The organism is Halorubrum ezzemoulense, from assembly GCF_004126515.1.
GTDB lineage: Archaea > Halobacteriota > Halobacteria > Halobacteriales > Haloferacaceae > Halorubrum > Halorubrum ezzemoulense.
Genome location: NZ_CP034940.1, coordinates 1,409,558 through 1,432,260, shown reverse-complemented (window position 1 = coordinate 1,432,260; position 22,703 = coordinate 1,409,558). Strand labels below are relative to the sequence as shown.

General features: G+C 70.8%; 18 protein-coding genes and 1 tRNA gene. 8 read left to right on the top strand and 11 right to left on the bottom strand.

Going from position 1 to position 22,703, the window contains the following annotated elements; genetic code table 11:
- Positions 1 to 33 precede the first annotated feature (33 nt).
- Complete coding sequence (locus EO776_RS07150; RefSeq protein ID WP_049929659.1) at positions 34 to 693, bottom strand: trimeric intracellular cation channel family protein; 660 nt, start codon at positions 691 to 693, stop codon at positions 34 to 36.
- Positions 690 to 1,511, bottom strand: a complete 822-nt coding sequence (locus tag EO776_RS07145; RefSeq protein WP_176454909.1) for a DUF2797 domain-containing protein — start codon at positions 1,509 to 1,511, stop codon at positions 690 to 692. Before EO776_RS07145 ends, EO776_RS07150 begins: the two co-directional genes overlap by 4 nt.
- A gap of 97 nt (positions 1,512 to 1,608) precedes the next feature.
- Between EO776_RS07145 and EO776_RS07140 the strand changes: the two genes are divergently transcribed.
- Positions 1,609 to 2,058: a hypothetical protein gene (locus EO776_RS07140; RefSeq protein WP_049929660.1), complete on the top strand. Its 450-nt coding sequence runs from the start codon at positions 1,609 to 1,611 to the stop codon at positions 2,056 to 2,058.
- A 2-nt stretch (positions 2,059 to 2,060) separates the two neighbouring features.
- On the opposite strand, the gene menD is transcribed toward EO776_RS07140, so the two are convergent.
- Both menD and EO776_RS07130 read right to left on the bottom strand, forming a co-directional pair.
- Entirely contained in the window at positions 2,061 to 3,998 is a 1,938-nt protein-coding gene (gene menD, locus EO776_RS07135) for a 2-succinyl-5-enolpyruvyl-6-hydroxy-3-cyclohexene-1-carboxylic-acid synthase (protein ID WP_094519365.1), read from the bottom strand.
- 112 nt (positions 3,999 to 4,110) lie between these two features.
- Complete coding sequence (locus EO776_RS07130) at positions 4,111 to 4,509, bottom strand: DUF5830 family protein (protein ID WP_049929662.1); 399 nt, start codon at positions 4,507 to 4,509, stop codon at positions 4,111 to 4,113.
- Between the two features lie 121 nt (positions 4,510 to 4,630).
- Here EO776_RS07130 and EO776_RS07125 point away from each other — a divergent pair, with 121 nt between their 5' ends.
- Positions 4,631 to 4,996, top strand: coding sequence for a hypothetical protein (locus EO776_RS07125; RefSeq protein WP_049929663.1), 366 nt, complete (start codon positions 4,631 to 4,633; stop codon positions 4,994 to 4,996).
- Positions 4,997 to 5,050: 54 nt separating this feature from the next.
- Positions 5,051 to 5,182, top strand: coding sequence for a hypothetical protein (locus EO776_RS19610; RefSeq protein ID WP_254921850.1), 132 nt, complete (start codon positions 5,051 to 5,053; stop codon positions 5,180 to 5,182).
- Between the two features lie 198 nt (positions 5,183 to 5,380).
- Here the strand turns inward: EO776_RS19610 and EO776_RS07115 are convergent, their stop codons facing one another.
- Positions 5,381 to 6,064 carry a helix-turn-helix domain-containing protein gene (locus tag EO776_RS07115; protein ID WP_394296309.1) on the bottom strand — a complete coding sequence of 228 codons (684 nt, stop codon included), beginning with the start codon at positions 6,062 to 6,064 and terminating at the stop codon, positions 5,381 to 5,383.
- A gap of 173 nt (positions 6,065 to 6,237) precedes the next feature.
- Between EO776_RS07115 and EO776_RS07110 the strand changes: the two genes are divergently transcribed.
- Positions 6,238 to 6,498 (top strand): hypothetical protein, encoded by a 261-nt coding sequence (locus tag EO776_RS07110; protein ID WP_241897874.1) that lies wholly within the window; start codon positions 6,238 to 6,240, stop codon positions 6,496 to 6,498.
- Between the two features lie 606 nt (positions 6,499 to 7,104).
- Complete coding sequence (locus EO776_RS07105; protein WP_100050433.1) at positions 7,105 to 8,208, top strand: TIGR04053 family radical SAM/SPASM domain-containing protein; 1,104 nt, start codon at positions 7,105 to 7,107, stop codon at positions 8,206 to 8,208.
- Between the two features lie 19 nt (positions 8,209 to 8,227).
- Here the strand turns inward: EO776_RS07105 and EO776_RS07100 are convergent, their stop codons facing one another.
- The 5 genes from EO776_RS07100 to EO776_RS07075 form a co-directional block, all read right to left on the bottom strand.
- Positions 8,228 to 10,309 carry a S9 family peptidase gene (locus EO776_RS07100; RefSeq protein ID WP_094519496.1) on the bottom strand — a complete coding sequence of 694 codons (2,082 nt, stop codon included), beginning with the start codon at positions 10,307 to 10,309 and terminating at the stop codon, positions 8,228 to 8,230.
- Positions 10,310 to 10,476: 167 nt separating this feature from the next.
- Complete coding sequence (locus EO776_RS07095; protein WP_094519495.1) at positions 10,477 to 11,844, bottom strand: MFS transporter; 1,368 nt, start codon at positions 11,842 to 11,844, stop codon at positions 10,477 to 10,479.
- Between the two features lie 203 nt (positions 11,845 to 12,047).
- Entirely contained in the window at positions 12,048 to 14,933 is a 2,886-nt protein-coding gene (locus tag EO776_RS07090; RefSeq protein ID WP_094519494.1) for a UvrD-helicase domain-containing protein, read from the bottom strand.
- Positions 14,930 to 17,512, bottom strand: coding sequence for a PD-(D/E)XK nuclease family protein (locus tag EO776_RS07085; RefSeq protein WP_094519493.1), 2,583 nt, complete (start codon positions 17,510 to 17,512; stop codon positions 14,930 to 14,932). The genes EO776_RS07090 and EO776_RS07085 overlap by 4 nt, the downstream gene beginning before the upstream one ends.
- Before the next feature lie 505 nt (positions 17,513 to 18,017).
- A tRNA-Arg gene (locus EO776_RS07075) sits at positions 18,018 to 18,092 on the bottom strand.
- 332 nt (positions 18,093 to 18,424) lie between these two features.
- Here EO776_RS07075 and EO776_RS07070 point away from each other — a divergent pair.
- Both EO776_RS07070 and EO776_RS07065 read left to right on the top strand, forming a co-directional pair.
- Entirely contained in the window at positions 18,425 to 19,024 is a 600-nt protein-coding gene (locus EO776_RS07070) for an RAD55 family ATPase (RefSeq protein ID WP_086219755.1), read from the top strand.
- Positions 19,025 to 19,100: 76 nt separating this feature from the next.
- Entirely contained in the window at positions 19,101 to 19,523 is a 423-nt protein-coding gene (locus tag EO776_RS07065; protein WP_049930089.1) for a CoA-binding protein, read from the top strand.
- A gap of 61 nt (positions 19,524 to 19,584) precedes the next feature.
- Here the strand turns inward: EO776_RS07065 and EO776_RS07060 are convergent, their stop codons facing one another.
- Positions 19,585 to 20,565: a PLP-dependent cysteine synthase family protein gene (locus EO776_RS07060; RefSeq protein WP_094519933.1), complete on the bottom strand. Its 981-nt coding sequence runs from the start codon at positions 20,563 to 20,565 to the stop codon at positions 19,585 to 19,587.
- Positions 20,566 to 20,720: 155 nt separating this feature from the next.
- Here EO776_RS07060 and thrS point away from each other — a divergent pair, with 155 nt between their 5' ends.
- Positions 20,721 to 22,697: a threonine--tRNA ligase gene (gene thrS / locus EO776_RS07055; protein WP_176454974.1), complete on the top strand. Its 1,977-nt coding sequence runs from the start codon at positions 20,721 to 20,723 to the stop codon at positions 22,695 to 22,697.
- Positions 22,698 to 22,703 lie beyond the last annotated feature (6 nt).

The following is a 22,703-nucleotide window of genomic DNA, read 5'->3' as shown; positions in this document are numbered from 1 at the left end:
TCGGCCCGTTGTGCGGCCCGCCCCCCGAATCGATCAGTCGGCGAAGCGATCGCCGAACCGCTTCGCTGTCGGGAGCCGCCAGCCGCGGGCGACGGCGACGAGTCGGAGGCCGACCGTCACCGCCGCGCACGCCGCAGCGGCCAGTCCCGCGGGCCCGCCGAGCGTGCCGACGGCCCAGTACGTCGCGCCGCCCAACACGGCGCAGCTCGCGTAGAAGTCTTCGAAGAGGATGAACGGCGAGCGGTCGAGGAGGATGTCGGCGAGCGCGCCGCCGCCGACGGCGTTTATCGTCGCGACGGCGACGACGCCGAACGCGGACACCCCGGCGTCCGTCGCGACGATGGCGCCGGCGGTGGCGAACGCGGCGAGCCCGACCGCGTCCGCGACGACCGTCACCGGGTGCTCGTCGGGCGAGGCGAGCCACGCGCTCAGCCCGACGGCGAGGGCGACGCCGATCAGCCCTAGGAGTATCTCCGTCGGCGAGCGCAGCGCGAGGGGGACGCGCGCGACGAGGAGGTCGCGGGTGACGCCGCCGGCGAACGCCATCGCCAGCCCGACGACGGCGACGCCGAAGAGGTCGAACTCCTCGCGGACCGCCTTGCTCGCGCCGACCAGCGCGAACGCGACGAGCCCGACCGTGTTCATCACCGCGAACGGGTCGCCGAAGAGGACCGCGAGAGCGCCGCCCGTCATCCGCCGAACGCCCCGAGGCTGGACTGGAGTTCGCGCTCCGGGACGGCGTCGGTCAGCTCGTAGCCGACGAGGTCGCGCGCGTCGACGGCGTACGTGGAGCCGCCGCGGTCGAGTACGATCACCCGCCCCTTCCAGCCGCGGACGGTCCCCGCCGCCATCGTCTCGGCGACGGGCCGGTCGTCGAGGCCGAGCCCGTAGTCGAAGTCGAACCGCGCGATCGGGTCGAACCGGTCGAGGAGCGCCTCCCACGCCGCCTCGTCGACCGCGCGCCCGAACCCGTCGAGCTTCGTCGGGACGCGGACGCGGTCGACGAGGTTGTCCCCAGCGGCCAGTTCCGCCTCGACCTCGCGCGCGATCCGGCCGTTCGGGAACGTCCGGATGTGGGCCGCGCGGTCCGCGCCCTGCTCCCGGAGGCGGGTCCCGAGCCGCCACTCGCGGGTGACGCCGATCTTCAGTACGTCCGGCGCGAACGCCGCGAGGTACATCGCGTGCGTCTCGTGGCAGTCCATCTCGTCTTTCAGACACGTCCCGGTACACCGGGCACACACCCAGACCCCCGAGTGGTCGTCGCAGTACGGTGCGTCCGCGGCGTCGCAGGCGACGTGGTCGCCATCGTGGACCGTTCCCGCGCAGCGGCGCTCGCCGAGCCCGAACGCGAGTTCGGTGCCCGGGCTCGCGTCCACGTACTCGACGCTCCCGCCGCTCGCGACGTAGAGTCCGCCGCCGATCGGGCCGCTCGTCTCGACCGTCTGAGCGCCGTCCGCCCCCGGCTCGGCCGAGTCGCGCGCGACATCCGTCTCGTAGCCGACGACCTGCACGCCGAGCGGTACGCGAAGCCGAGGCTTATGAGCTTCGTCGGGCCCGATACCCCCTCGAATCGGATTTTATAAGTGAACTCGGCGTCGCCTCTCGGGCATGCGCACGGCAGCCCTCCCCCCCGTCGTCGCCGCGGTCGTCGCGCTCGCGGTCAGCGGCATCAGGCGCCTCGCGCCGATACTGCTCGAGTCGTCGGTCTCGCTGCCGTCGACCGAGGCGCTCTCGACGTACCTCCTGAGCGCCCGGTTCACGGCGTTTTTGCTGGTGTACGGGCTCCTGTTCGGCGTCGCTTTCCTCGCAGGACTGCGCGACGCGGACGCCTCCGCGGCGTCGACCGCGCTGGCGACGGGCGCGAGCGCGACCGCCGCGTTCCTGCTCGGCTCGGCCGCCGTCCTCTGGTACCTCGGTCCGGAGCGCGGCCCGGTCGCCACCGCCGTCTTCGCCCTCGGCGCGAGCCTCGGCGTCGGGATCCAGTTCGCGGTCGTCGCGTACGCCGGGGTCGCGCTCGGCGAGAGCCGCGGCGACGGGCCGATCTCGACGCGCCCCTGACCCTACTCGTCCGCCTCGCCCGCCGCGCCGCCGTGGACCGCGGCGTCGACCGCGGCCGCCAAGCGCTCGCGCGTCCGGTGGCTGGCCTCCGCGTCCGTGTCGACCTCGATCAGGTGCGAGCCCGTCGCCTCGTGGGCCCGGCTGACGGCGGCGGCGAGGTCCTCACCGACGACATCCGCGCGCTCCGCAGGGGTGTCGCCGCGGTCGGCGTGCGCGTCGGGCCGGGCATCGATCCGGACGTGTTCGAGGCCGTGGAGCTCCGCAAGCGACCCGAAGTCGAGGCCGTGCGGCGTCTTGAACGACTCGGTGAACGGCGGCTCGAACTCCTCGATCGGGAGCTTGTGGAAGATGCCGCCGCCGTCGTTGTTGACCGCGACGACCGTGACGTCGACGTCGCACCGGTCGACCGCGAGCAGGCCGTTCGAGTCGTGGTAGAGGGCGAGGTCGCCGACGACGAGCGTGAGGTCGTCGGTCGTCCCGCTCCCCGCGCCGAGCGCGCTGGAGACGATCCCGTCGATGCCGGAGACGCCGCGGTTACCGAGCGCGGTGACGTTCGCGGTCGTCGGCCCGACGAACCGGTCGAGGTCGCGGACGGGCATCGAGTTGGAGACGAACAGCGTCGCCGGATCGGGGAGCGCCCCGGCGACCGCGCGGAGCGCGTCCCCTTCGTGGAACCCGGCGTCACCCTCGTCGGCAGCGGGCTCCGCGTCTTCCTCGCCGCCCCCCTCGCCGTCAAGCGCGTCGGCCTCGCGGGCGTGAACCGCTTCCGCGACCCGGTCGGCCTCCTCCCACTGCGCGCGCCAGCCTTGGTCTCCGCTCCCGCCGCCGACGAGCCGCGAGAGTCGGGCGCAGAACCGGCTCGGCTCGGCGACGACGAGGTCGGTCGCGGCGAACTCGGCCTCGCGCCAGCGGCCGGCGGGGTCGACCTGGTACTGGTCGGCGCCGGTCGCGGCGAGGTACTTCCGGAGCCGCTTGGAGGTCGGCGAGGCACCCAACCGAAGGACGAGGTCGGGGTCGGCCCACGCGTCGCCCGCCGCGGCGGCGTCGCCCGCGTCGCTTCCGCCGTCCGCGAGGTCGGCCGAGAGGTACGCGTCGTAGGTGCCGATCACGGGCGCGACGCGCGTGTGACCGCCGTACCGGAGTCCGGAAAGTGGGTCGGCCAGCACGGGGAACCCGGTGGCGTGCGCGAGCGCCGTGACCGACTCCGAGTCGATCCCCGGCGGGTCGGCGGGGCCGGCGACGATCAGGCCGCGGTCCGCCTCCCCGAGCGCGGTCGCGAGCGCCCGGAGTTTGTCGTCGCCCGGTTCGGGGGCCCCGTGAGTCACGTCGACGTAGGGGCCGTCGCGCCCGCGCTCGGCCGCCTCCGGCAGGTCGTCGGGCACGTCGCCCGGGACCGGCGTCGGCTCCAGCGGCTTCTTAAACGGGACGTTGAGGTGGACCGGGCCCGGGTCGGCCCCTTCTGCCGTCGCGACGGCGCGGGCGACCGTCGTGCGCAGCGACCGGAGGGCCCGATCGTTTGCGGCCGGCTCCGGGAGGTCTTTATAAAATCGAACCGCGTCGCCGTACAGCTTCTCTTGATCCGCGGTCTGGTTCGCGCCGGAGTCGCGCAGTTCGGGCGGCCGGTCGGCGGTGAGCGCGAGCAGCGGGACGCGGGCCTCGCTCGCCTCCATCACGGCCGGGTGGTAGTTGGCGGCGGCGGTGCCGGAGGTACAGATCAGCGGCGTCACGCGGCCGGTCCGACGGGCGCGCCCGAGCGCGAAGTACGCGGCGGAGCGCTCGTCGAGCTGCGAGAACACGCGGAGATCCTCGTGGCCCGCGGCGGCGACGGTCAGCGGCGTCGAGCGGCTGCCCGGCGAGGCGACGACGGCGTCGACGCCCGCGGCGACGAGCTCGTCGACGAGCGCGTTCGCCCACAGGGCGTTCCGGTTCGGCGCGGTCATTACCGTCGCTTCGGGCGCGGACGTAAATACTCCGGCGAGTTCGGTCGACGCTCGGGCGGCGGGAGAGCGCGGTGGACGCTCGACCGGCCGGAGGCCGCTCTCGGCGCCGCCCTCACGCCGCGTCCGACGCCGACTCCGACTCGCGGCCCGTAACCTTGCGGACGCACGAGGAGCCGAACGGGCCGAGTTCGCCCGCGTCAAGTTCGACGAAGTGGCCCGTCGAGACCGAGGCGCCGCAGCGCCGACACTCGAAGTCGCCCTCGCGCGCGACGACCTGGCGCTCGTACTCGACGTAGGCACCGCCGGTGTTGACCCGGAGCCGAGCGCCCTCGCGGTCGATGACGCCGCGCTTCTCCGCGGCGTCGAGGATGTCGCGGGTGAGCGCCGGGCTCGTCGTGATCGTCTCGATCCGGTCGACCGCCGCGGCGAGGTCGAGCTCCTCGCGTTCGAGGTGCGCCAGCAGCTCGACGCCGAGCTCCAGCTTCTCGTCGCGGGTCGACGGCCCCGTCACGGCCGCCGAGACGGCGCGATCCCTATTAAGTCGGCCGGACGCCGGTCGGTCTCCGTCCGCAAAGCGCGCGCCGGCCCCAGCGGATCGGCAGATTCACGTTCGCCGCCCGACAGTTTCGCCCGTGGTTCGATCCCGCGATCGGTCTCGGCGTCGCCTCGCCTACCGCCGGCGCCCCAACGAGTTCTACTGGCTGTGGATCGCGGCGACGGCGACGTACGGCGTCGGCGACATCGTGTCGACCGTCGCCTTCCTCCGGTACGTCCCGACGATCGAGGAGGCGAACCCGGTCGTGCGGTTCGCCCTGGAGTCGTTCGGGCTCTCCGGGCTCGTCGCCCTGAAGATCGCCGTCTACCTCGTGATGCTCTGGATCAGCGTCGAGGGCGCGCGTGAGGGTGACGGGCTCCTCTACTACTTCCCGCCGGTGCTGCTCACGCTCACGGGGACGTACCTCACCGCGAGCAACGTGCGCCTGCTGTGGCTCGCCTGAAGGGCTGACCGCTCGCGTCCGGAGGCCGAATCCGATCTCGGCGCGGCGCTGCTGGTGCGGGTCTGGTTCGTGCTGGTCCACGACCTGCTCGCGCTCGGAACCGTCGCGGCGACCGAGCCGCCGGACGCCGCGCTGTCGGCGCTGGTGCTGTCGAATCCGGCGAGCCCTTCCGGGTGTTCGTGTTGAGCGGGCTCGGGGCGACCGACGGCGGCGGGTTCACCGTCGCCCTCGCCGGGAGCGGGCTCTCGACGGTCACACTGGCGGCGTCGCTCGTCGCGTGGTGCGTGGTCCAAGCCGCCGTCGCGGGGCAGTTGGTCCGTCGCCGTCGGCTCTGGCGCGAGGCGAGACCGGGCGCGGCGACCGGTCGGACTTTTTCGATCGCCGCTACTGGATCCGCTCGATACCGTCCTCCTCCGGCGATTCGAAGTCGAGGGGGCGGCGCGGGAGGTCGTCGACGAACTCCCGGACGATCGTGCGCTCGACGCGCTGGAGCACCTCGCTACACGTGGACTTCGCGATGCCGACATGGTCAGCCACCTCGGTGAGCGTCGTCTCTCGGGGCACGTCGTAGTAGCCGCGGTCGACCGCCTCGAAGAGGACCTCGCGCTGGCGCTCCGTGAGCGACCCGCCGGGGTTGATCCGCTGTTGGACGTACTCGACCTCGAACGCCGCGCCCACGTCGCGGAGGGCGTCGCCGAACTCCGCGACGCGCTCGTGATTACCCGTCACGTCGACGCGCGCGACGCCGTCGCGGATCTCGACCGGCATCTCGATGGGGACGCCCGCCCGGCGGGCGACCGTCTGTAGCAGGGGGACGAGCGCCTCGACCTGAACGGTGACCATCCCGTCGTCCGCGGCCATCACCGACGAGTGGGTGATCGTCTCGTGGTCGTCGATCGCGTCGAGGATCGGGTCCGTTTCGTCCGCGGTGATCCGGACCAGCGCGAACCCCGCGCCGTCGTCCGGCGTCGCGGTCAACACCTGGAACCGCGCCTCGGGGAACTCACGCGAGACCTCGCCGACCCACGGACCGTCCGGGATCGTCACGCGGAGACGTGCCTGTGCCATGCCGGAGGCTTCGACGCCGGCGTGGAAGTAGCTTCGGCTCCGCGGTCGGCGTCGGAACATGTTCGGCGGAACGGACCCAGAGATCGGGTCCGTACCACCGGATATGAGTTCCGAGCCCGACGAGTCGGCGGCGGTGGAGGGCTCGACGCGCGGGACCTCGCGCCGCCGCAACCTTGCGCGAGACGCTCGAACGCGCCGAGCCGCTCGGCGGTCATGACGTGTTGGTCCAGTACAACGACCGAACGCCGCAGTCCCTCTTCCCGCGGCTCGACGACCGCTGGTACGCCTACGCCGCGGTCGGGACCGACGCGCCCACCGCGGTCGTCACGGCGGTCTGGTCGGGCGAGGGCGAGTGGACCGTTTCGGACGAGCGAGCGGGGGAGGGCGACCAGACCGACGCGAGGGAGCGGTCCGGCGAAGGCGACGCGACCTGAGTTACTTCGAATCCGCCAGTACGCGTGAGAGTGACATAACCGTCCAAATCGCGGCACAGGCGATCCAGACCCCGGGGCTCGTGAGCAGGGTTATCGCTCGCTCAGTCGAGTACAGTACGAACAACCATGGCGGTATTCCAACGACGAATGACACAAATCCCGACCGCGACGGCTCGCATGGCTCGCTGCGCTCTTCGCTCGTTCGCTCCACTCACTGCGGTGCGTGCGTCGTCAGGCTTCGCCCTCGCGGCAGCGTGGCGCGACGCGCCACTGGCAGCAGGCGGCGAAGCCGCCGGCGACTGCCCCTTTGAGTCCCACCCGACCGCACAGCGCCGCAGCCTCACGCCTCCCCAGCCTCGTCGCCCTCCCTTCGGTCGGCCGACTCCCTCGCGCGTGCTCCTCGCGGCCGCCTGCGGCGGCCGCGCGCAGGCACGCGCCGACCACTCTGTCATCTATAATCGATTGTCGGGGTCGCTCACGTGTATTTAAATCCCGCATCGCAGTTGTCGATCCGACGCGTCCCTCCCGCCGTCGCTCGCCGTTACGTCCGGTGAACACGTTCGGGAACGACCCCAAACGGGTCCGGGTCGTAGCCGGACGTGAGCGATGTTCGACGACCTCGACACGGACCGGCGGCCGCTGGTCCTCGTTTGGGAGGTCACGCAGGCCTGCGGGCTCGCGTGCCGCCACTGCCGGGCTAACGCGCGGCCGCAGCGACACCCCGACGAGCTGACGACCGCTGAGGGGAAGCGACCGCTGGCGGACGCCGCCGCGTTCGGCGACGGACAGCTGGTCGTCCTCTCCGGGGGCGACCCGCTCGCGCGCGACGACCTCACGGAGCTGGTCGCGCACGGCGACGACCTCGGCCTCCGGATGACGATCACGCCGAGCGGAACCCGGTCGCTCACGCCCGAGCGCGTCAGCGACCTCGGCGACGCGGGGATCGCCCGCATGGCGCTCAGCCTCGACGGGTCGACCCGCGAGCGCCACGACGCGTTCCGCGGCGAGGAGAGCTTCGCGGACACCGTCGCGGCCGCGCGCGCCGCCCGCGACGCCGGGATCCAGCTCCAAATCAACACTACCGTCTGCGCGGACACGGTCGAGGACCTCCCCGCGATCCGCGACCGCGTCCGCGACCTCGGCGCCGTCCTCTGGAGCGTCTTCTTCCTCGTTCCGGTGGGTCGCGGCCGCGTCCTCGACCCGGTCTCCCCCGAGCGCGCCGAGGCGGCGATGGCGTGGCTCCACGAGGTGTCGGAGGAGGAGCGGTTCGGCGTCAAGACCACTGAGGCCCCGTTCTACCGACGTGTCGGGATCCAGCGCGCCGAGGCCGGCAGCGCCGACGCGGGGGCCGACCGACGGGGCGGGATCACGGCCGGGCGCGGCTTCGCGTTCGTCGGCCACACCGGTGAGGTGTACCCGTCCGGGTTCCTGCCCGAGTCGGCGGGGAACGTCCGCGAGCGGTCGGCCGTCGATGTCTACCGGAACGCCGACCTCTTCGAGTCGCTCCGCGACCCGGACGGCTTCTCGGGGAAGTGCGGCGCCTGCGAGTTCCGCCACGTCTGCGGCGGGAGTCGGTCGCGAGCCTACGCCGTCACGGGCGATCCGACCGACAGCGACCCGCTCTGCCCGTACGTCCCGGACGGCTACGACGGACCGCTGCCCGAGCGCCAGCGAGGGGCCGACGGGGAGCGGTCCGAATCTGCCGACTGATCCCGGCGTCGCCGGCGACTCACTCCGGCCGTTCGCCGACGAGGAGGTCGAGGTCGGCGACGCTGCCGGCCGGGTCGAAGTCGAACGCCGCGCCGTAGAACGCGAGTTCGGCGGCGTGCGCCCGGGCGACGTTGTCGGCGTCGCGGAACCCGTGGCGCTCCTCCGGGAACTCCACGTACGCGTACGGCGTCTCGTTCGCGACGAGGGCGTCGATCATCGCCTCGGCCTGCGCGGGCGGGACCACCTCGTCCTCGCCGCCCTGTAACAGCAGCAGCGGCGCGGTGATCCCCTCGGCGTGCGCGACCGGCGACCGCGCCTCGTAGACGTCGTCGGCCTCGGGGAGCGGGCCGACGAGCCCGTCGAGGTAGCGCGACTCGAACTTGTGGGTCTCCGCCGCCAGCGCGCGGAGGTCGGCGACGCCGTAGTAGCTCGCGCCCGCGTCGAACGTGTCGTGGAACGCGAGCGCGGCGAGTACCGCGAACCCGCCCGCGCTCCCGCCCGAGATCGCCAGCCGGTCCGGGTCGGCGAACCCCTCGTCGGCGGCGTACCGGGCGGCGTTGACGCAGTCGAGGACGTCGCGGACGCCCCACTCCCCCTTCAGCGACTCGCGGAAGGCGCGGCCGTACCCCGTCGACCCCCGGTAGTTCACTGTGAGCACCCCGACGCCGCGGGTCGTCCAGAACTGGACCGTCGACGACAGCGACGCCTCGGACCGACTCGTCGGCCCGCCGTGGACCCTGACGAGGAGCGGCGGCGCCGCGTCGGCCGGCGCTTCGACGTCGGGGTTGTGGGGCGGGTAGTAGTGGCCGTACGCGGTCGCGTCGTCGGCGCCGACCGCGTCGCCGGTCGGGAAGGCGATCGACTCCGGCTCCGAGACGTACGCGGCGTCGAGCGCGTCCTCCGTCGACTCGCGGAGCCGAGTTGCTCCGGTCCCCGCCGACCCCGGTCGCCACGCGACGACCGCGCTCGGCGCGTCCGTCCGGTGACCGGCGAAGACGACACGGTCGCCGTCGGACCGGACCGAGGCCGGACGGAAGGAGCTGTACGGGAGGCCCGGGTCGACGAGGTCGCCCGTCTCCGGATCGAGCAGGCGCAGGCTCGGGTCGCCGCCCTCGGTGACCAGCGTGGCGATCCGCCCGTCGCCGAGGAACGCGAACGTCGACACGCCGAGGGTCCACATCGGCACGCCGAACGCCGCCGGCATCTCGCGGAGGACCTCCGCGTCCGATGTCGTCGGGAGCGCGACGCCGGCGCCGCGCTCCCCCTCCTCGGTCCCGGACGCGACCGGGAACCGATAGAGGTTCCACCAGCCGGTGGGGTCGGCCGCCGCGTGGAGGACGCCGTCGGGCGACCACTTCGGCGAGACGACCGACTCGTCGGCGCCGCCCGCGACGACGCGCTCGTCGCGGATGTCGCCCGTCTCGTTGACCGCGCCGACGACGAGTTCGGTCCCATCCCACGGCATGTTCGGGTGATCCCACCGCAGGTACGCGATCCGGTCCCCGCCCGGGGCCGGCCGCGGCGCCGCGTAGAAGTCGTGCCCGTCCGCGACGACGACCGGGTCCGAGATGCCGGTCTCCGGAGCCGGGTCGGGTGACAGCGGGAAGCGGACCAGCTCGTTCCGGGGCTCCTCGTCGGTGCCGGGTCCGACGTGACGCTCGCGGACGGCATAGACCGTCTCCCCGTCCGGAGCGAGCCGCATGTCGGCGTAACGGTGGGCCATCGGCTCCGGCGGCACCGGCGTGACCGGGGTCGGTTCCGCGTCGCCCCCGGCAGCGCTCCCGTCCGCGGGCAGTCGGTAGAGCCGCTGGTCGTCCATGCTCGCCGCGAGCACCGTCCCGTCCGCGACGAGCACGTCGCCGCCCCCGTACTGGTGGACGAGCGTGCGCACGTCGAGTTCCTCCGACGTCACTTCTGTCGGATCGGCGTCGCGGTCGTCGACCGGGGCGCGACAGACGACGCCGCGACCGCCCTCGGACGGGCGGCGTTCGATCCAGTAGACGTGGTCTCCGTCGGTCTCGACGGACGCGAACGACCTGACGTCGGCGGCGACGTCCTCCGGGGCGACCGGCGACGGCCACTCGCCGTACGGTGTCGGCATGGGATCGACGAGCGTCGCCGCTCCAATAAACCTACGCGAGCCGGCCACCCGAGCCACCGGGCGGGGTCCGGCGCCGGGGTCTGTGGTCGCCCGCGCCGGGGTCGATGGCCGCCCGCGCCGGGGTCGATGGCCGCCCGCGCCCGGTTCCCGATCCGGGGCGTCTCGCTTCACGCGTACGCCTCGAACTCCTTGCCGAACGCGAGGAAGTAGCCGGTGCCGACGAGCCCGACGACGGCCGCGACGGTGAACGCGACCTCGGGGCTGACGAAGTCCCACAGGTACCCCCCGACCGCCGCGCTCGGGATCACGACCGTGTTCCGGAGGAGGTAGTACGTCCCGGTGACGCGGCCGCCGGCCCCCTGCTCCGCCGGGCCGACGATGAGCGCCTTGTGCGACGGCAGGCCCGCGAACCGCAGCCCCGAGAACGCGAAGACGGCGATCATCACGGCCGACAGTGGCAGCGCCGACCCCGCGAGGGCCGGCGCGTAGATCAGTACGACCGGGAAGAGGGCGTACACCGCGAACCCGACCGCGACGACCGGCTTGAGGCCGATGCGCTCCGCGAGCCGCGAAGCGGGGACCATGATCAACAGCGCGACGAGCATCTCGACGCCGAGAAGGTAGCCGAAGAACGCCTGCGGCGAGAGGTCCACGTCGTACGCGAACCCGCCCAGCGCGACGGTCGCGTCGAGGCCGACTTGGAAGAACTGCGTGACGACGAGGACGAAGAACACGTACACCATCCCGTTCGCGAACCGGACGAGCGTGTCGCCGACGAGCAGCGGCCGGAGCGGCGCCGGCATCTCCCGCAGGTCGCGCCGGACCCGGTCGAGCCCCGCGAACGAGTCGCCGAAGGAGTCGCCGCTCGCGTCGTAGAGGACGTGCTGGACGAGCGTGCCGAGGACGCCGAAGGCGACCGCGACCGCGAGGACGAACTGGAAGCTGACGGTGAACTCCGTGCGGAGTCCGATGAGGACGGCGGCCAGCACGGGTCCGACGAGGAACGCCGTCCGCCGGAACGTCTCCGTGCTGGCGAACCCGGCGGCCAGTCGCGAGGGGTCGGTCGCCTGCTTCACGACGGCGAACGTCGCGCCGAGCCCGAACGACTTCCACGCCTGCGCGAGGACCAGTCCGACGAAGATCCAGACCCACGGCTCCACGATGAGTCCGCCCACCGCGATCGGGCCGACCCCGGGCGCGACCAGCCAGACGAGGAAGCCGAGCGTCGACAGCAGCCCGAAGAGGGTGAGCGCGTACCGCGAGCCGATACGGTCCGAGACGGCGCCGCCCGGGTACGGGTAGATCGCCGAGATAACGTTGCCGAACGTGCCGAAGAGCCCGACGACGAACCCGGACGCCCCGAGCGTGACCATGTACTCCGGGAGGTACCGGTTCGTCATCTGGAACCCCAAGCTGAACGCGAACATCGCGATCGACAGCACGAACACGTCGCGCTCCAGCGCGAAGAGTCGCCGAAACCCGTCCAGCGCCCCGGAATCCGCCTCTGCGTCCGCGTCGTCGCCGCCGGCGCTCACGGGGGCGCCCCCGGTGTTCCGGAGCGGTCGCGGTCGTCGACGCCGGCGCGGGTCGGTCCTGCCTCGGGGAGCGCCATACGCGTCGTGCGGTTCGCGTCGACAAAAATTCCACCCCGTCACGGGGCCGGCGCGAGACGGTCACTCACCTCGGGTGGCGCCGGCGAGGGAGCAAGTCGGGAGCGCCAGTCGGACCGGTCGGGGCCTCACCCGGACGGCGACTCGGTCGCTCGAACGAGCGCGCGCAGCTCCTCGACGGCGAGTGGCTCGACCCGCTCGCGCGTCCCATCGCTCGTGTAGAATAGGCTCGTTTCGACCGCTTTCTCGGCGAACCACTCGTCGAGGACGTGGTAGTAGACGCTGAGCTGCTTCTGGTACTCTGCCCGCGCGCGCCGCGTCGAGTCCGTCTTGTAATCGACGACCGCGACCCGGTCGTCGGTCACGTGAACGAGGTCCGCGATCCCCGAGACCGTGACGCGGCGGCCGTCGACCTCGAGCGGGAGCGTCACCGGCTCCTCGACGTACCGCTCGCCCGACAGCCCGTCGAGTAGGTCGACGACTCGCCGCTCGTGGTCGTTCGACGGCGTCACGTCGTCGCCGAGCGCGTACGCCTCCGCAAAGTCGTGGACCCGAGAGCCGAAGTCCATGCCGCGAGTCTCGGGCGCCGCCTCGGCGCCCGCCTCCGACCGCTCGTCCGCCGCCTCGAACACGGTCTCGTCCATCAGCGAGTGTGGGCTGTGACCGATCGGGCCGTCAGGCGCCGTCACCGAGAACGGCAGTTCCGCGTCGGCGGGCTCCTCGCGGTCGAGCGACTCGACCGCTGGTTCGATCTCTTCGACGGCGACGGGAAGCTCCTCGAGGAACGTGTTCGGGTCCTCGCCGGCCGCGAACACGACGTGGCTCTCCGCGCGCGTGACCGCGACGTAGAGCAGCCGGCGTTCCTCGTCGTACGCCCGCGGTAGGCAGCGCCGGATCACGTCGTGCCGCCAGTTGTCGTACACGTGCGGGTGGGCCCGCTCCGCCGAGTACACCTTCTGCTGTCGGAGCCCCACCGGGTCCCGGTACTCGATGACGCTCGATCCGCCGGCTCGAGGCGGGAAGCGCCCCGCGTTCATGTTCGCCATGACGACGATCGGATACTCCAACCCCTTCGCGGCGTGAATCGTCTGGACGGTCACCGCGTCGTCGCCCGCGGACGCGGCGACGTCGACCGTGCTGCCGGTCTCGACGCCGCGCTCCATGAACCGGATCAGCTCGCCGCGAGTCGCCGTCGTCGCGTCGTGGACCGACTGGACCGTGTGGAGGAGCACGTCCGCCGCGTCGCCCGCGAAGCCGTAGCGGTCGAGGACGCGGCGGGCGACCGCGCCGACCGACTCCAGATCGTGGAGCCCGTCGCGGAACGCCGCCGGGTCGTCAGGGTACGACCCCGTCTCCAGGAAGCGACCGATCTCGTCGAACGCGTACCCGGCCCGTTCGAGGACCACCGCCCAGCCGCGGTCGGCGTCGGTTTCGAGGATCCGAAGCCACGCGAGCAGCAGTTTCGCCGGATCCGTCCGGAACAGTTCGATCCCGCCGTCGTAGGCCATCGGGAAGTCGTACTCGTCGGCGGCGCCGAGGAGTTCCCGCCCGTAGTCCCGGGTCCGGGTGAACACCGCGATATCCCCGTACTCCGGCGGTCGCGGTTCGCCGTCCGCCCCCTCGACGGCGTAGTCGTCGTTGCCGACGATCGCCTGAACCTTCGAGAGGACCGCCTCGTGTTCGTCCTCGTGGCGGATTCCCTCGACGACCGTGTTGTCGAAGGGAGCGTTCGAGGAGAGCCCGACGACGTCGTCGGGGTCGACCGCGACGGTATCTCCGCTCGCAGCCGGCGCCGCGATCGCCCGCTCCGAGAGGTCGATGACCGACGCCGTCGACCGGTAGTTCTCCCGCAGTTCGATCCGGATCGGGTCGGTCGCGTCGAACGGGACCCGGTCGGCGTCGTCGTTGAGTTCGGCGGCGAACCGCTCCAGCCGCGCTTCGAACTCGGTGACGTTGCGCACGTCCGCGTACTGGAACGAGTAGATGCTCTGCTTCCAGTCGCCGACGGCGCAGAAGTTCTCGGTCCCGGACAGAAGCAGCGCGAGCTTGAACTGGAGCTCACTCGTGTCCTGAAACTCGTCGACCATGACGTACTCGAACTGCGCCGCCTCGCGGGCGCGCTCGTCCTCGCAGAGGAGGACGAACGCGAACAGCTGGAGGAAGCTGAAGGATAGGTAGTTGCGGCGCAGCGCAAATCGCAGGTACTCGAAGTACACGTCGCGGACGAACGCCTTGAGCCCGTCGCGGTCCTCGTCGAAGACCACGCGCGCCACGTCGTCGTCGAGGCGCTTCGTCCCGCGGCCGCCGCGCAGCTCCGACTTCGACGGGGCGTCCGAGCGGTACGTCTTGTGGCGGCCGAAGTCGCTCAGGTCCTCGCGCAGCGCCGACTGTTTCCGGCCGTCGTTCCGGGGTCGGTTCGCCGCGTCGAACCGCGCTCTGAACGCCTCGAAGTCGCCGTCGAGGTATGATTCGCCGCCCCGATACCACCCGTCGGCAGTGGGGAAGATCCCCTTCGACGCGAGCTCTCCGATCAGGTCGAGCAGCTCGCCCGGTTCGGCGAGCGCGCGGTAAAACGCCGCGTGTTCCGGGTGGTCGTCGCGGAAGCCGCCGAAGAACTCGCGGAACCGCTCGGCCTCGATCAGCTCGTCTTCGAGGATCCGCGTCGACCCCGTGATCCGCTCGTCGAGGCCGAGGTGTGTCGGCGCGGCGTACCCGTGCTCCTGAAGCAGTTCGTGGCAGTGCGAGTGGAACGTCCGGATCGGGGCGTCGGCCAGCTCCCGCAGGCCGTACGCGCTGTGGTCGACGATCCGCTCTCGCATCTCGGTCGCGGCGCTCCGCGTGAACGTCGCCAGCAGCACGTCGTCCGGTTCCACGTCCGGCCGGTCGACGATCCGTCCGTAGCGCCGGGTGACGGCGAACGTCTTCCCCGTCCCGGGACCGGCGTCGACCAGGTGCGTCCCCGCCGTGCTCTCGATGAGCTCTCGCTGGGCCTCGTTCGGCGCCGGCTCGCTCATCGGTCCCCCTCCAACAGCAGGTCGCGGTTGTCCACGCGCCGGTAGTTCGGCTCGCCGGCGAGCCCGTCGACCGGGAACCGCTCCTCGCCGGCGCGCCGGGCGTTGAGTTCGTCGAGGCGCTCGTCGACGAACGCCTCGAAGGCGTCGAGGTCCTCGCGGAAGAAGGCCCGCCTGCGGGCGCCGTTGAGCTCTCGGATCGCCTGGTCCGCGCCCTTCTCGGCGTCGACGGCCGCGGACGTTTCCGCGTCGACCGCGGCGGTGAACCGCTCGGCGAACTCGGAGTCGCGGAGTTCGCCCTTGTCGGTCGTCTCGGGGAACGTCAGCGGGGCCACAACCTGCTCGTAGGCCGAGTAGCCGAGGTCCTCGAACGTCTCCCGACAGTCGGTGTAGCCGTCGAGGAGCCGCTCGTACGCATCCCGGGAGCCGACGTACTCGTCGAATGCGACCGGGTGGTAGGTGACCGTCGTGAGCGCGTCGCCGAGGTCGGCGTCGCCCGCGATCACGTCGGCCATCGGCTCGAGGAAGTGGAAGAACGTGAACTCCAGCCGCTCATTCGGACGGACCGACCGGTAGTACGTCAGGTACAGCGCCGCCTGAAAGTTCGGCGCGTCCGCCGGCGGGTCGACCGCCGCGTCGCCGACGACCTGTGCGGTGCGCTTCTTGCGTCCGCTCTTGTAATCGAGCAGCGCGGTCGGTGCCCGCACGAGGTCGATCTTCCCCTTCACGCCGAGGGCATCGTCCTCGAACCAGCGCTCGGTGAGCGGCGAGTCGACCGGCTCGTCGAAGTGTTCCGCGAAGAAATTGGTTCCCCACCCCGACGCCGCCGTGAGGAAGTCGTCCGACTCCGGCCCCTCCTCGTCGAGATACTCCGCGATCAGCTCCAGTCCGATGCGGTACTTCCGGCGGCGGAGGGGCTCGTCGGCGGCCGAGGAGAACGCCTCGGTCTCCGCGAGCATGGCGTCGACGAGGGCGTCGGTGTCGGCCGCGGCGACCGCCTCGGGGTGGTTCACGTAGAACTCCGCGAAGTCGTGGAAGAGGGTCCCCTCGACGAACCGTTCCCGATCCGGAGTGTCGAGGAGCCGCCCGAAGAGGTAGTCCCGGGGGCTGTTGACGTAGCTATTCAGGGTCGACTGGCTGACCCTCCCGACCGTCTCGGGGTCCACTCCGGTCGGTTCACGGTCGAAGCCCGCGCCCGTCGACCGCGGTCGCGGCCGGTGTTCGACCGAGTCGAGGTCGCTGAACCGCTCGAACTCCTCGTCGAGGAGGTCGCCGAGGTACAGGCACGGAGTGACCGGCTCCCCGCCGGCCGCGTCTTGAACGAGGTAGTACCGTCGGTCACCGCTCTGGAGCAGGCGCTGGAAGTCGCCGACGTAGCGCGCGAACTGGGTCTCGGTGTCCACCCACGGCCGCTGGGGCGCCGAGTGCGTCCACTCCTCTCCCATTCCGAGGTGGAAGACGACGGGGCGGTCGACGTACGCGGAGGACTTCGCGTCGGCGAGGAGGACGCCCTCGTTCTCCCTGTCGACGGGGACCTCGTAGGTCTGGAGGTAGTAGGCGAGTCGGTCGACCGCGCCGGCGGTCACTTGCGCGTCGGCGAGCCCCAGGTTCCGCAGCTCCTCGTCGAGCCGGTCCAGTTCGACGCCGGCCTCGGTCGCGTAGGCGTCGAGCGCCGCCGCGAACGTCCGGTCGCCGACGCCGTCGCGGAACGTCCGCAGCCACTCCGTGGCGGGGTGGTCGACGGCCGCCAACCGCCGCTCCCGGTCCGCGGTCGGGACGTCCATCCCCAGTTGCGCGAGGATCGGGGCGGCGTCGCCGACGGTCGCGTCGCTCCCCCGGAAACAGAGCCGGAGGAGCCGGACGAACGTCCGGTGGTGCGGGTCGTCCGCGAACCCCGGCCCGCCGTAAAAGGGGATGCCCGCGGCCTCGAACGCGGACTCGACGAGCGAGGAGTACTTCCCGCCGCCGTCGAGGACGACGGCGACGCGGTCCGCATTGTGCGCCGTGATCGTATCGCGGAGCGCGGCGACGATGTCGGTCGCCGACTCGAAGACGTGGAAGGGCGGGGGGTCGAACGCCTCCCCGCTGAAGAGGTCGACGCGATCGAACGCCTCCGGGAGGACGCCGCGCTCCAGTTCGGTCAGCTGGTCGTACCCGACGACGGCGACGGACCCACCGTCGTCGATCGCGTACTCCGTGAGCCGCTTCGAGGTCGTCCGCAGCGTCCGCATGACTTCGACGACCTCGCGGGTCGCGTCGTCGACGTAGGCGTCGTACTCTAAGACCGCGCCGAGCCGGCCGGTGTGTTCCCAACACTGGAGGACGTTCCCGACGGCGTACGCGACCGCCTTCCAGTCGTGGTCGGTCTGTCGGACGATCTCGAGGAACGCCCGGCGGTCCTCCGCCTGCTCGCGGCGACCGGCCGCGAGGCGGCGCGGCGTGGTCGCGAACGTTCCGAAGTGCGGGCGGTCGAGGCGGCGGTTGATCGCGCTCGCGAGCGGGGCGTCGGGCGTCACGACGAGGTCGTAGTCCCGGACCTCCGCGTAGAGCGACGCCGCGTCTTTCGCGCTCCGAATAGGCACGACTATCGGGAGCCGGACGAGTCACAAAAAGATAGCGGGGACGCCGATCGGTTCGCCGAGTCCGGAAGCATCCGGAGGCGCCGTTGTGCGACGTATTCAACTCCGATCAGACGATCGATCGACGGCTTCCGAAGCTTGAGGACGCGGGGCTCGTGGACCGCTACGACCCGCAGGGGGACAGTCGTATCACGATCGCGGTCGAGTCTCCCTCATTGGCGAACGCGACGAGAGCACCTCGAAGCCGACTGAGTCCGGTTCCCGTCGCTACTCGACACCGAGCTCGCGAGCGGCGGCCGAAATTGTGAGTCTCGTGTGCGCTCCGCACCGTCTCTAGTAACCGGCAACCGATCGGAACGGTAAGCGAGTGACGCCAGTGTTAGAAGACGCAAGGAGAATACCCGCGCCTTTAGGTGCGGGATGAATCCGGCAAGCTCTCTACACCCACCATTCGATCCGAGACTCTACAGTAGAATTAAGACTAGTTCGGCAACGGACCGCGAGTGAGTGGGCGCTACAGGATTTGAACCCGTGGCAACTTGGTCCGAAGCCAAGCACTCTGTCCAAACTGAGCTAAGCGCCCTCACGTCGGCTTACATCCGAGAGCGTGTTAAGTCCCGCGATTCGAAACCGGCGCCGCGCAGTCCGTCGGTTCCGGCCCGGCGTCGCCGATCGGTCGATTCGCCTGCGTGATAGATTTCCACGGTTCGGCGGCGTTCGGCCCCCCACTGGCGGCCGAATTCGCCGTCCGATCGGGTCCACGGCCCGATCGAGACGCGCCGTCGCGTCGCAGGGGCCGATCAAAAAGAATATTATTCGGAGCGGGCATGTTCAGGTAGTAGATGTGTCTTGGTCGCACGGCCTCGCGGCCGAACGAGTGGATCGCGCCGACGTCGCCGCCCCCGAGGTGCGTCCATGTATGAGCTGACGCCGCATTTCGACGCCGAGGTCGATCCCGGGACCAACATTCTGTTGACCGGCCCGCCGCTCAGCGGGAAGCGGTCGATCATGATGGACGTCCTCGCCGCAGGGACCGATCGCGACGAGGGCGCCATCGTCGTCACCACCAAGGACGGCGCCGATCGGGTGCTCCGCGACTACGAGGAGCGGACGCCCTACGAGGGGAAGCCCGTCGCGGTCGTCGACTGCGTCACCCGCCAGCAGGGGGGCGAGACCCGCGAGTCCGACCGTATCAAGTACGCCTCCTCGCCGGTAGACATGACCGGGATCGGGATCAAGCTCTCCGAGTTCCTCCAGGCGTTCGGCGACCGCGGTATCGATCAGAACCGCGTGATGGTCCACTCGCTGTCGACGCTGCTGATGTACTCGGACCTCCAGACGGTGTTCCGGTTCCTCCACGTGTTCACGGGCCGCGTCCAGAGCGTCGACGGACTGGGACTGTACAGCATCGACTCGACCGCCCACGACGACCAGGCGATGAACACGCTCAAACAGCTGTTCGACGGCATCGTCACCGTCCCCGAGGACGGCGACCCCGAGATCCGACTCCCCTGACCGGGAGCCGACGACCACGCTTCTCTTCACAGCGGCTAGGGATCCGTTTAATCGCATGGCGATCGAATCGTCGACCATGCCCGTCACGGACGACGCCGGACTCGACCGCCTGCTCGACGCCGAGACGATCGCCGTCGTCGGCTGTTCGACGACGCCCGGGAAGGCCGCGCACGACGTGCCCGCGTATCTTCAGGACCGGGGGTACCGCGTGATCCCGGTGAATCCGTTCGCGGACGAGGTGCTCGGCGAACCGGCGTACGACGCGGTCGGCGACGTGGAAGAAGAGATCGACATCGTTGACGTGTTCCGGCCGAGCGAGGAGGTCCCGGAGATCGCCGAGGCCGTCCGCGAGCGACACGCGTCGCGCGGCGACGCCGGGACGCTGTGGCTCCAACTCGGGATCAGCCACGACGAGGCGGCCGCGGCCGCGGAGGAGGACGGGATCGACGTCGTTCAGGACCGCTGTCTCAAGGTCGAACACGGTCGGCTGCGCGGATAACGGACCGGGCGGCGGCCGCGGTACCGGCCGGTGTCTGGGCGGCGTCGCGCCGCTCCGCCACCTACCCCTCCCACTCCTCGAAGGACCGGTAGACGCCCTTCGAGAGGTAGCGCTCGGAGGAGTCGGGGAAGACGGTGACGACCGCGTCGTGCGGGGCGTCTATCTTGCCGTCGCGGATCTCCCGCGCGACCCCCTTCGCCGCGATCGCGTTCGCGGCCGACGAGGAGGCGACGAGGTGGCCCTCCTCGCTCGCGAGCCGGCCCATCTCCTCGTGGACGTCGCGGTCGTCTATCGCTTGGATCTCGTCGACGAGGTCCGGGTCGAACAGCTCGTTGCGTCCGGTGTCGTGGGTGCCGATCCCCTCGGTCTTGTACGCCTCGTGGTCGACGTCCTCGCCGAGGAACTCGCGGTACGCGGAGCCGGCCGGCTCGACCGCGACGACGTGGGTGTCCGGGTCGGCCTCGCGGAAGTAGCGGGCGATCCCCATCAGCGTCCCGCCCGTGCCGCAGCCGGCGACGACCGCGCCGACCTCGCCGTCGAGGGCCTCGTCGATCTCGGGGGCGGTCGTCTCGTAGTGTGCCTCGGCGTTGAGCGGGTTCGAGAACTGTTGGGGGACGACCGCGTCGTCGAGCTCCGCCGCGATCTCGTGGGCGCGGTCGATCGCGAGCCCCATCCCGTCCTCGCTCGGCGTGTTCACCACCTCGGCGCCGAGCGCGCGCATGAGCTGCTGTTTCTCCACCGAGAAGCGCTCGGGAACGACGAAGACGGCGTTTAACCCCAGCTGCTTGGCGGCGACCGCGAGCCCGATCCCGGTGTTGCCGGCGGTCGGCTCGACCACGGTGCCGCCCTCGCCGAGGTCGCCCCGCTCCAGCATGCGTTCGAGCATGTACCTCCCGATGCGGTCCTTGATGCTCGCTCCCGGGTTGAACGACTCCAGCTTGGCGTACACCGGCACCGCGGTCGGCGCGTCGTGGACCTCGACGAGCGGCGTCTCCCCGATCGCCTCCAACACCGACGACAGGGGCTCCCGATGACTGGTCATAGGGCGGCAAACGTTGCCGGGTGATTTGTGTGTTGCCATCGCTCGCTCCCGATCCGGGGCTCCAGAGCGGCGGCGTGACTTGCCGGGATCTGGCGGCGAGCGCCGAACGATGTCCGGTCGACCGTGACGCTCGGCGCCGCGGATCGAACACACTTATGCCGGTCGTCCGGTTCCGACACTGTATGAGCGAGACCGATGCGGAGGCCGAGGTGACGGTCGTCCTGCCGGACGGATCAGAACTCACCGTTCCGGCGGGCTCGACAGTCGAGGATGTCGCCTTCGAGATCGGCCCCGGGCTCGGTCGCGACACCGTCGCGGGGAAGATCGACGGCGAACTCGTCGAGAAGCACGCGGCGGTCCACGACGGCGCGCGGATCGAGATCGTCACCGACCAGTCCGACGAGTACCTCACGGTGTTGCGCCATTCCGCGGCCCACGTGTTCGCGCAGGCGCTCCAGCGGCTCCACCCGGAGGCGACGCTGACGATCGGCCCGCCGACCGACGACGGCTTCTACTACGACGTGACCGACGTGGACGTCGACGAGGACGACCTGGCCGCCGTCGAGGCGGAGATGGACGAGATAATCGCCGCCGACTACGACATCGAGCGCGAGGTCCGCTCGCGCGAGGAGGCGAAAGAGATCTACGCCGACAACGAGTACAAACGCCAGATACTCGACGAAGAGGCCGACGGCGAGGAGGTCACCTTCTACGTCCAGGACGACTGGCAGGACCTCTGTCAGGGCCCCCACGTCGAGTCGACAGGCGAGATCGGCGCGGCGACGCTGCTCGAGGTGTCGGCCGCCTACTGGCGCGGCGACGAGGAGAACGACACGCTGACGCGCGTGTACGGCACCGCGTTCGCGAGCGAGTCCGACCTCGAAGAGTACCTCGAACTCCGCGAGGAGGCCCAAGAGCGCGACCACCGAAAGATCGGGCAGGAGATGAACCTCTTCTCGATCCCGACGGTGACCGGCCCCGGCCTGCCGCTGTACCACCCGCCGGGGAAGACGGTGCTGCGCGAGCTGTCCGACTTCGCGAACGAGCTCAACCGCGAGAAGGGGTACGAGGAGGTCGAGACGCCGCACGTGTTCCGGACGGAGCTGTGGAAGCAGTCCGGCCACTACGAGAACTACAAGGACGACATGTTCCTCCTCGACGTGAACGACGAGGAGTACGGCCTGAAGCCGATGAACTGCCCGGGCCACGCGACGATCTTCGACCAGCAGAACTGGTCGTACCGCGACCTCCCCCAGCGCTACTTCGAGAACGGGAAGGTGTACCGGAAAGAGCAGCGCGGCGAGCTGTCGGGCCTCTCGCGCGTCTGGTCGTTCACCATCGACGACGGCCACCTGTTCGTCCGCCCCGACCAGATCCGGCAGGAGATCGAGTCGGTGATCGAGATGATCTTCGAGGTCGTGGAGACGCTCGATCTGGAGGTCGAGGTCGCCTTAGCGACCCGCCCCGACAAGTCCGTCGGCGGCGACGAGATCTGGGAGTCCGCCGAGGAGCAGCTCCGCGACGTGCTCGAATCGGGCGGCTACGACTACGACATCGAGCCCGGCGACGGCGCGTTCTACGGCCCGAAGATCGACTTCGGCTTCGAGGACGCTCTCGGCCGCGTCTGGGACGGTCCGACCGTCCAGCTCGACTTCAACATGCCCGACCGGTTCGACCTGACCTACACGGGCGAGGACAACGAGGAGCACCAGCCGGTGATGATCCACCGGGCGCTGTACGGGAGCTACGAGCGGTTCTTCATGGTGCTGATCGAGCACTTCGACGGGAACTTCCCGCTGTGGCTCGCGCCGGAGCAGGTTCGGATCCTCCCCGTCTCCGACGAGACGCTGGGCTACGCCCACCGCGTGAAGAACGAGCTGGAAGACGCGGGCTTCCGCGTCGAGGTCGAGGACCGCGACTGGACCGTCGGCCGCAAGATCCGCGCGGGCCACGACGACCGCCTCCCGTACATGGTCATCGTCGGCGACGACGAGCAGGAGGCGGGCACGGTCTCGGTGCGCGACCGCTTCGAGAACCAGCGCGGCGACGTCGACCTCGACACGTTCGTCGACCACCTCGTCGACGAGCGCGCGGAGAAGCGGACGGAGCCGGACTTCGTCGACGCCGAGTGACCGAAC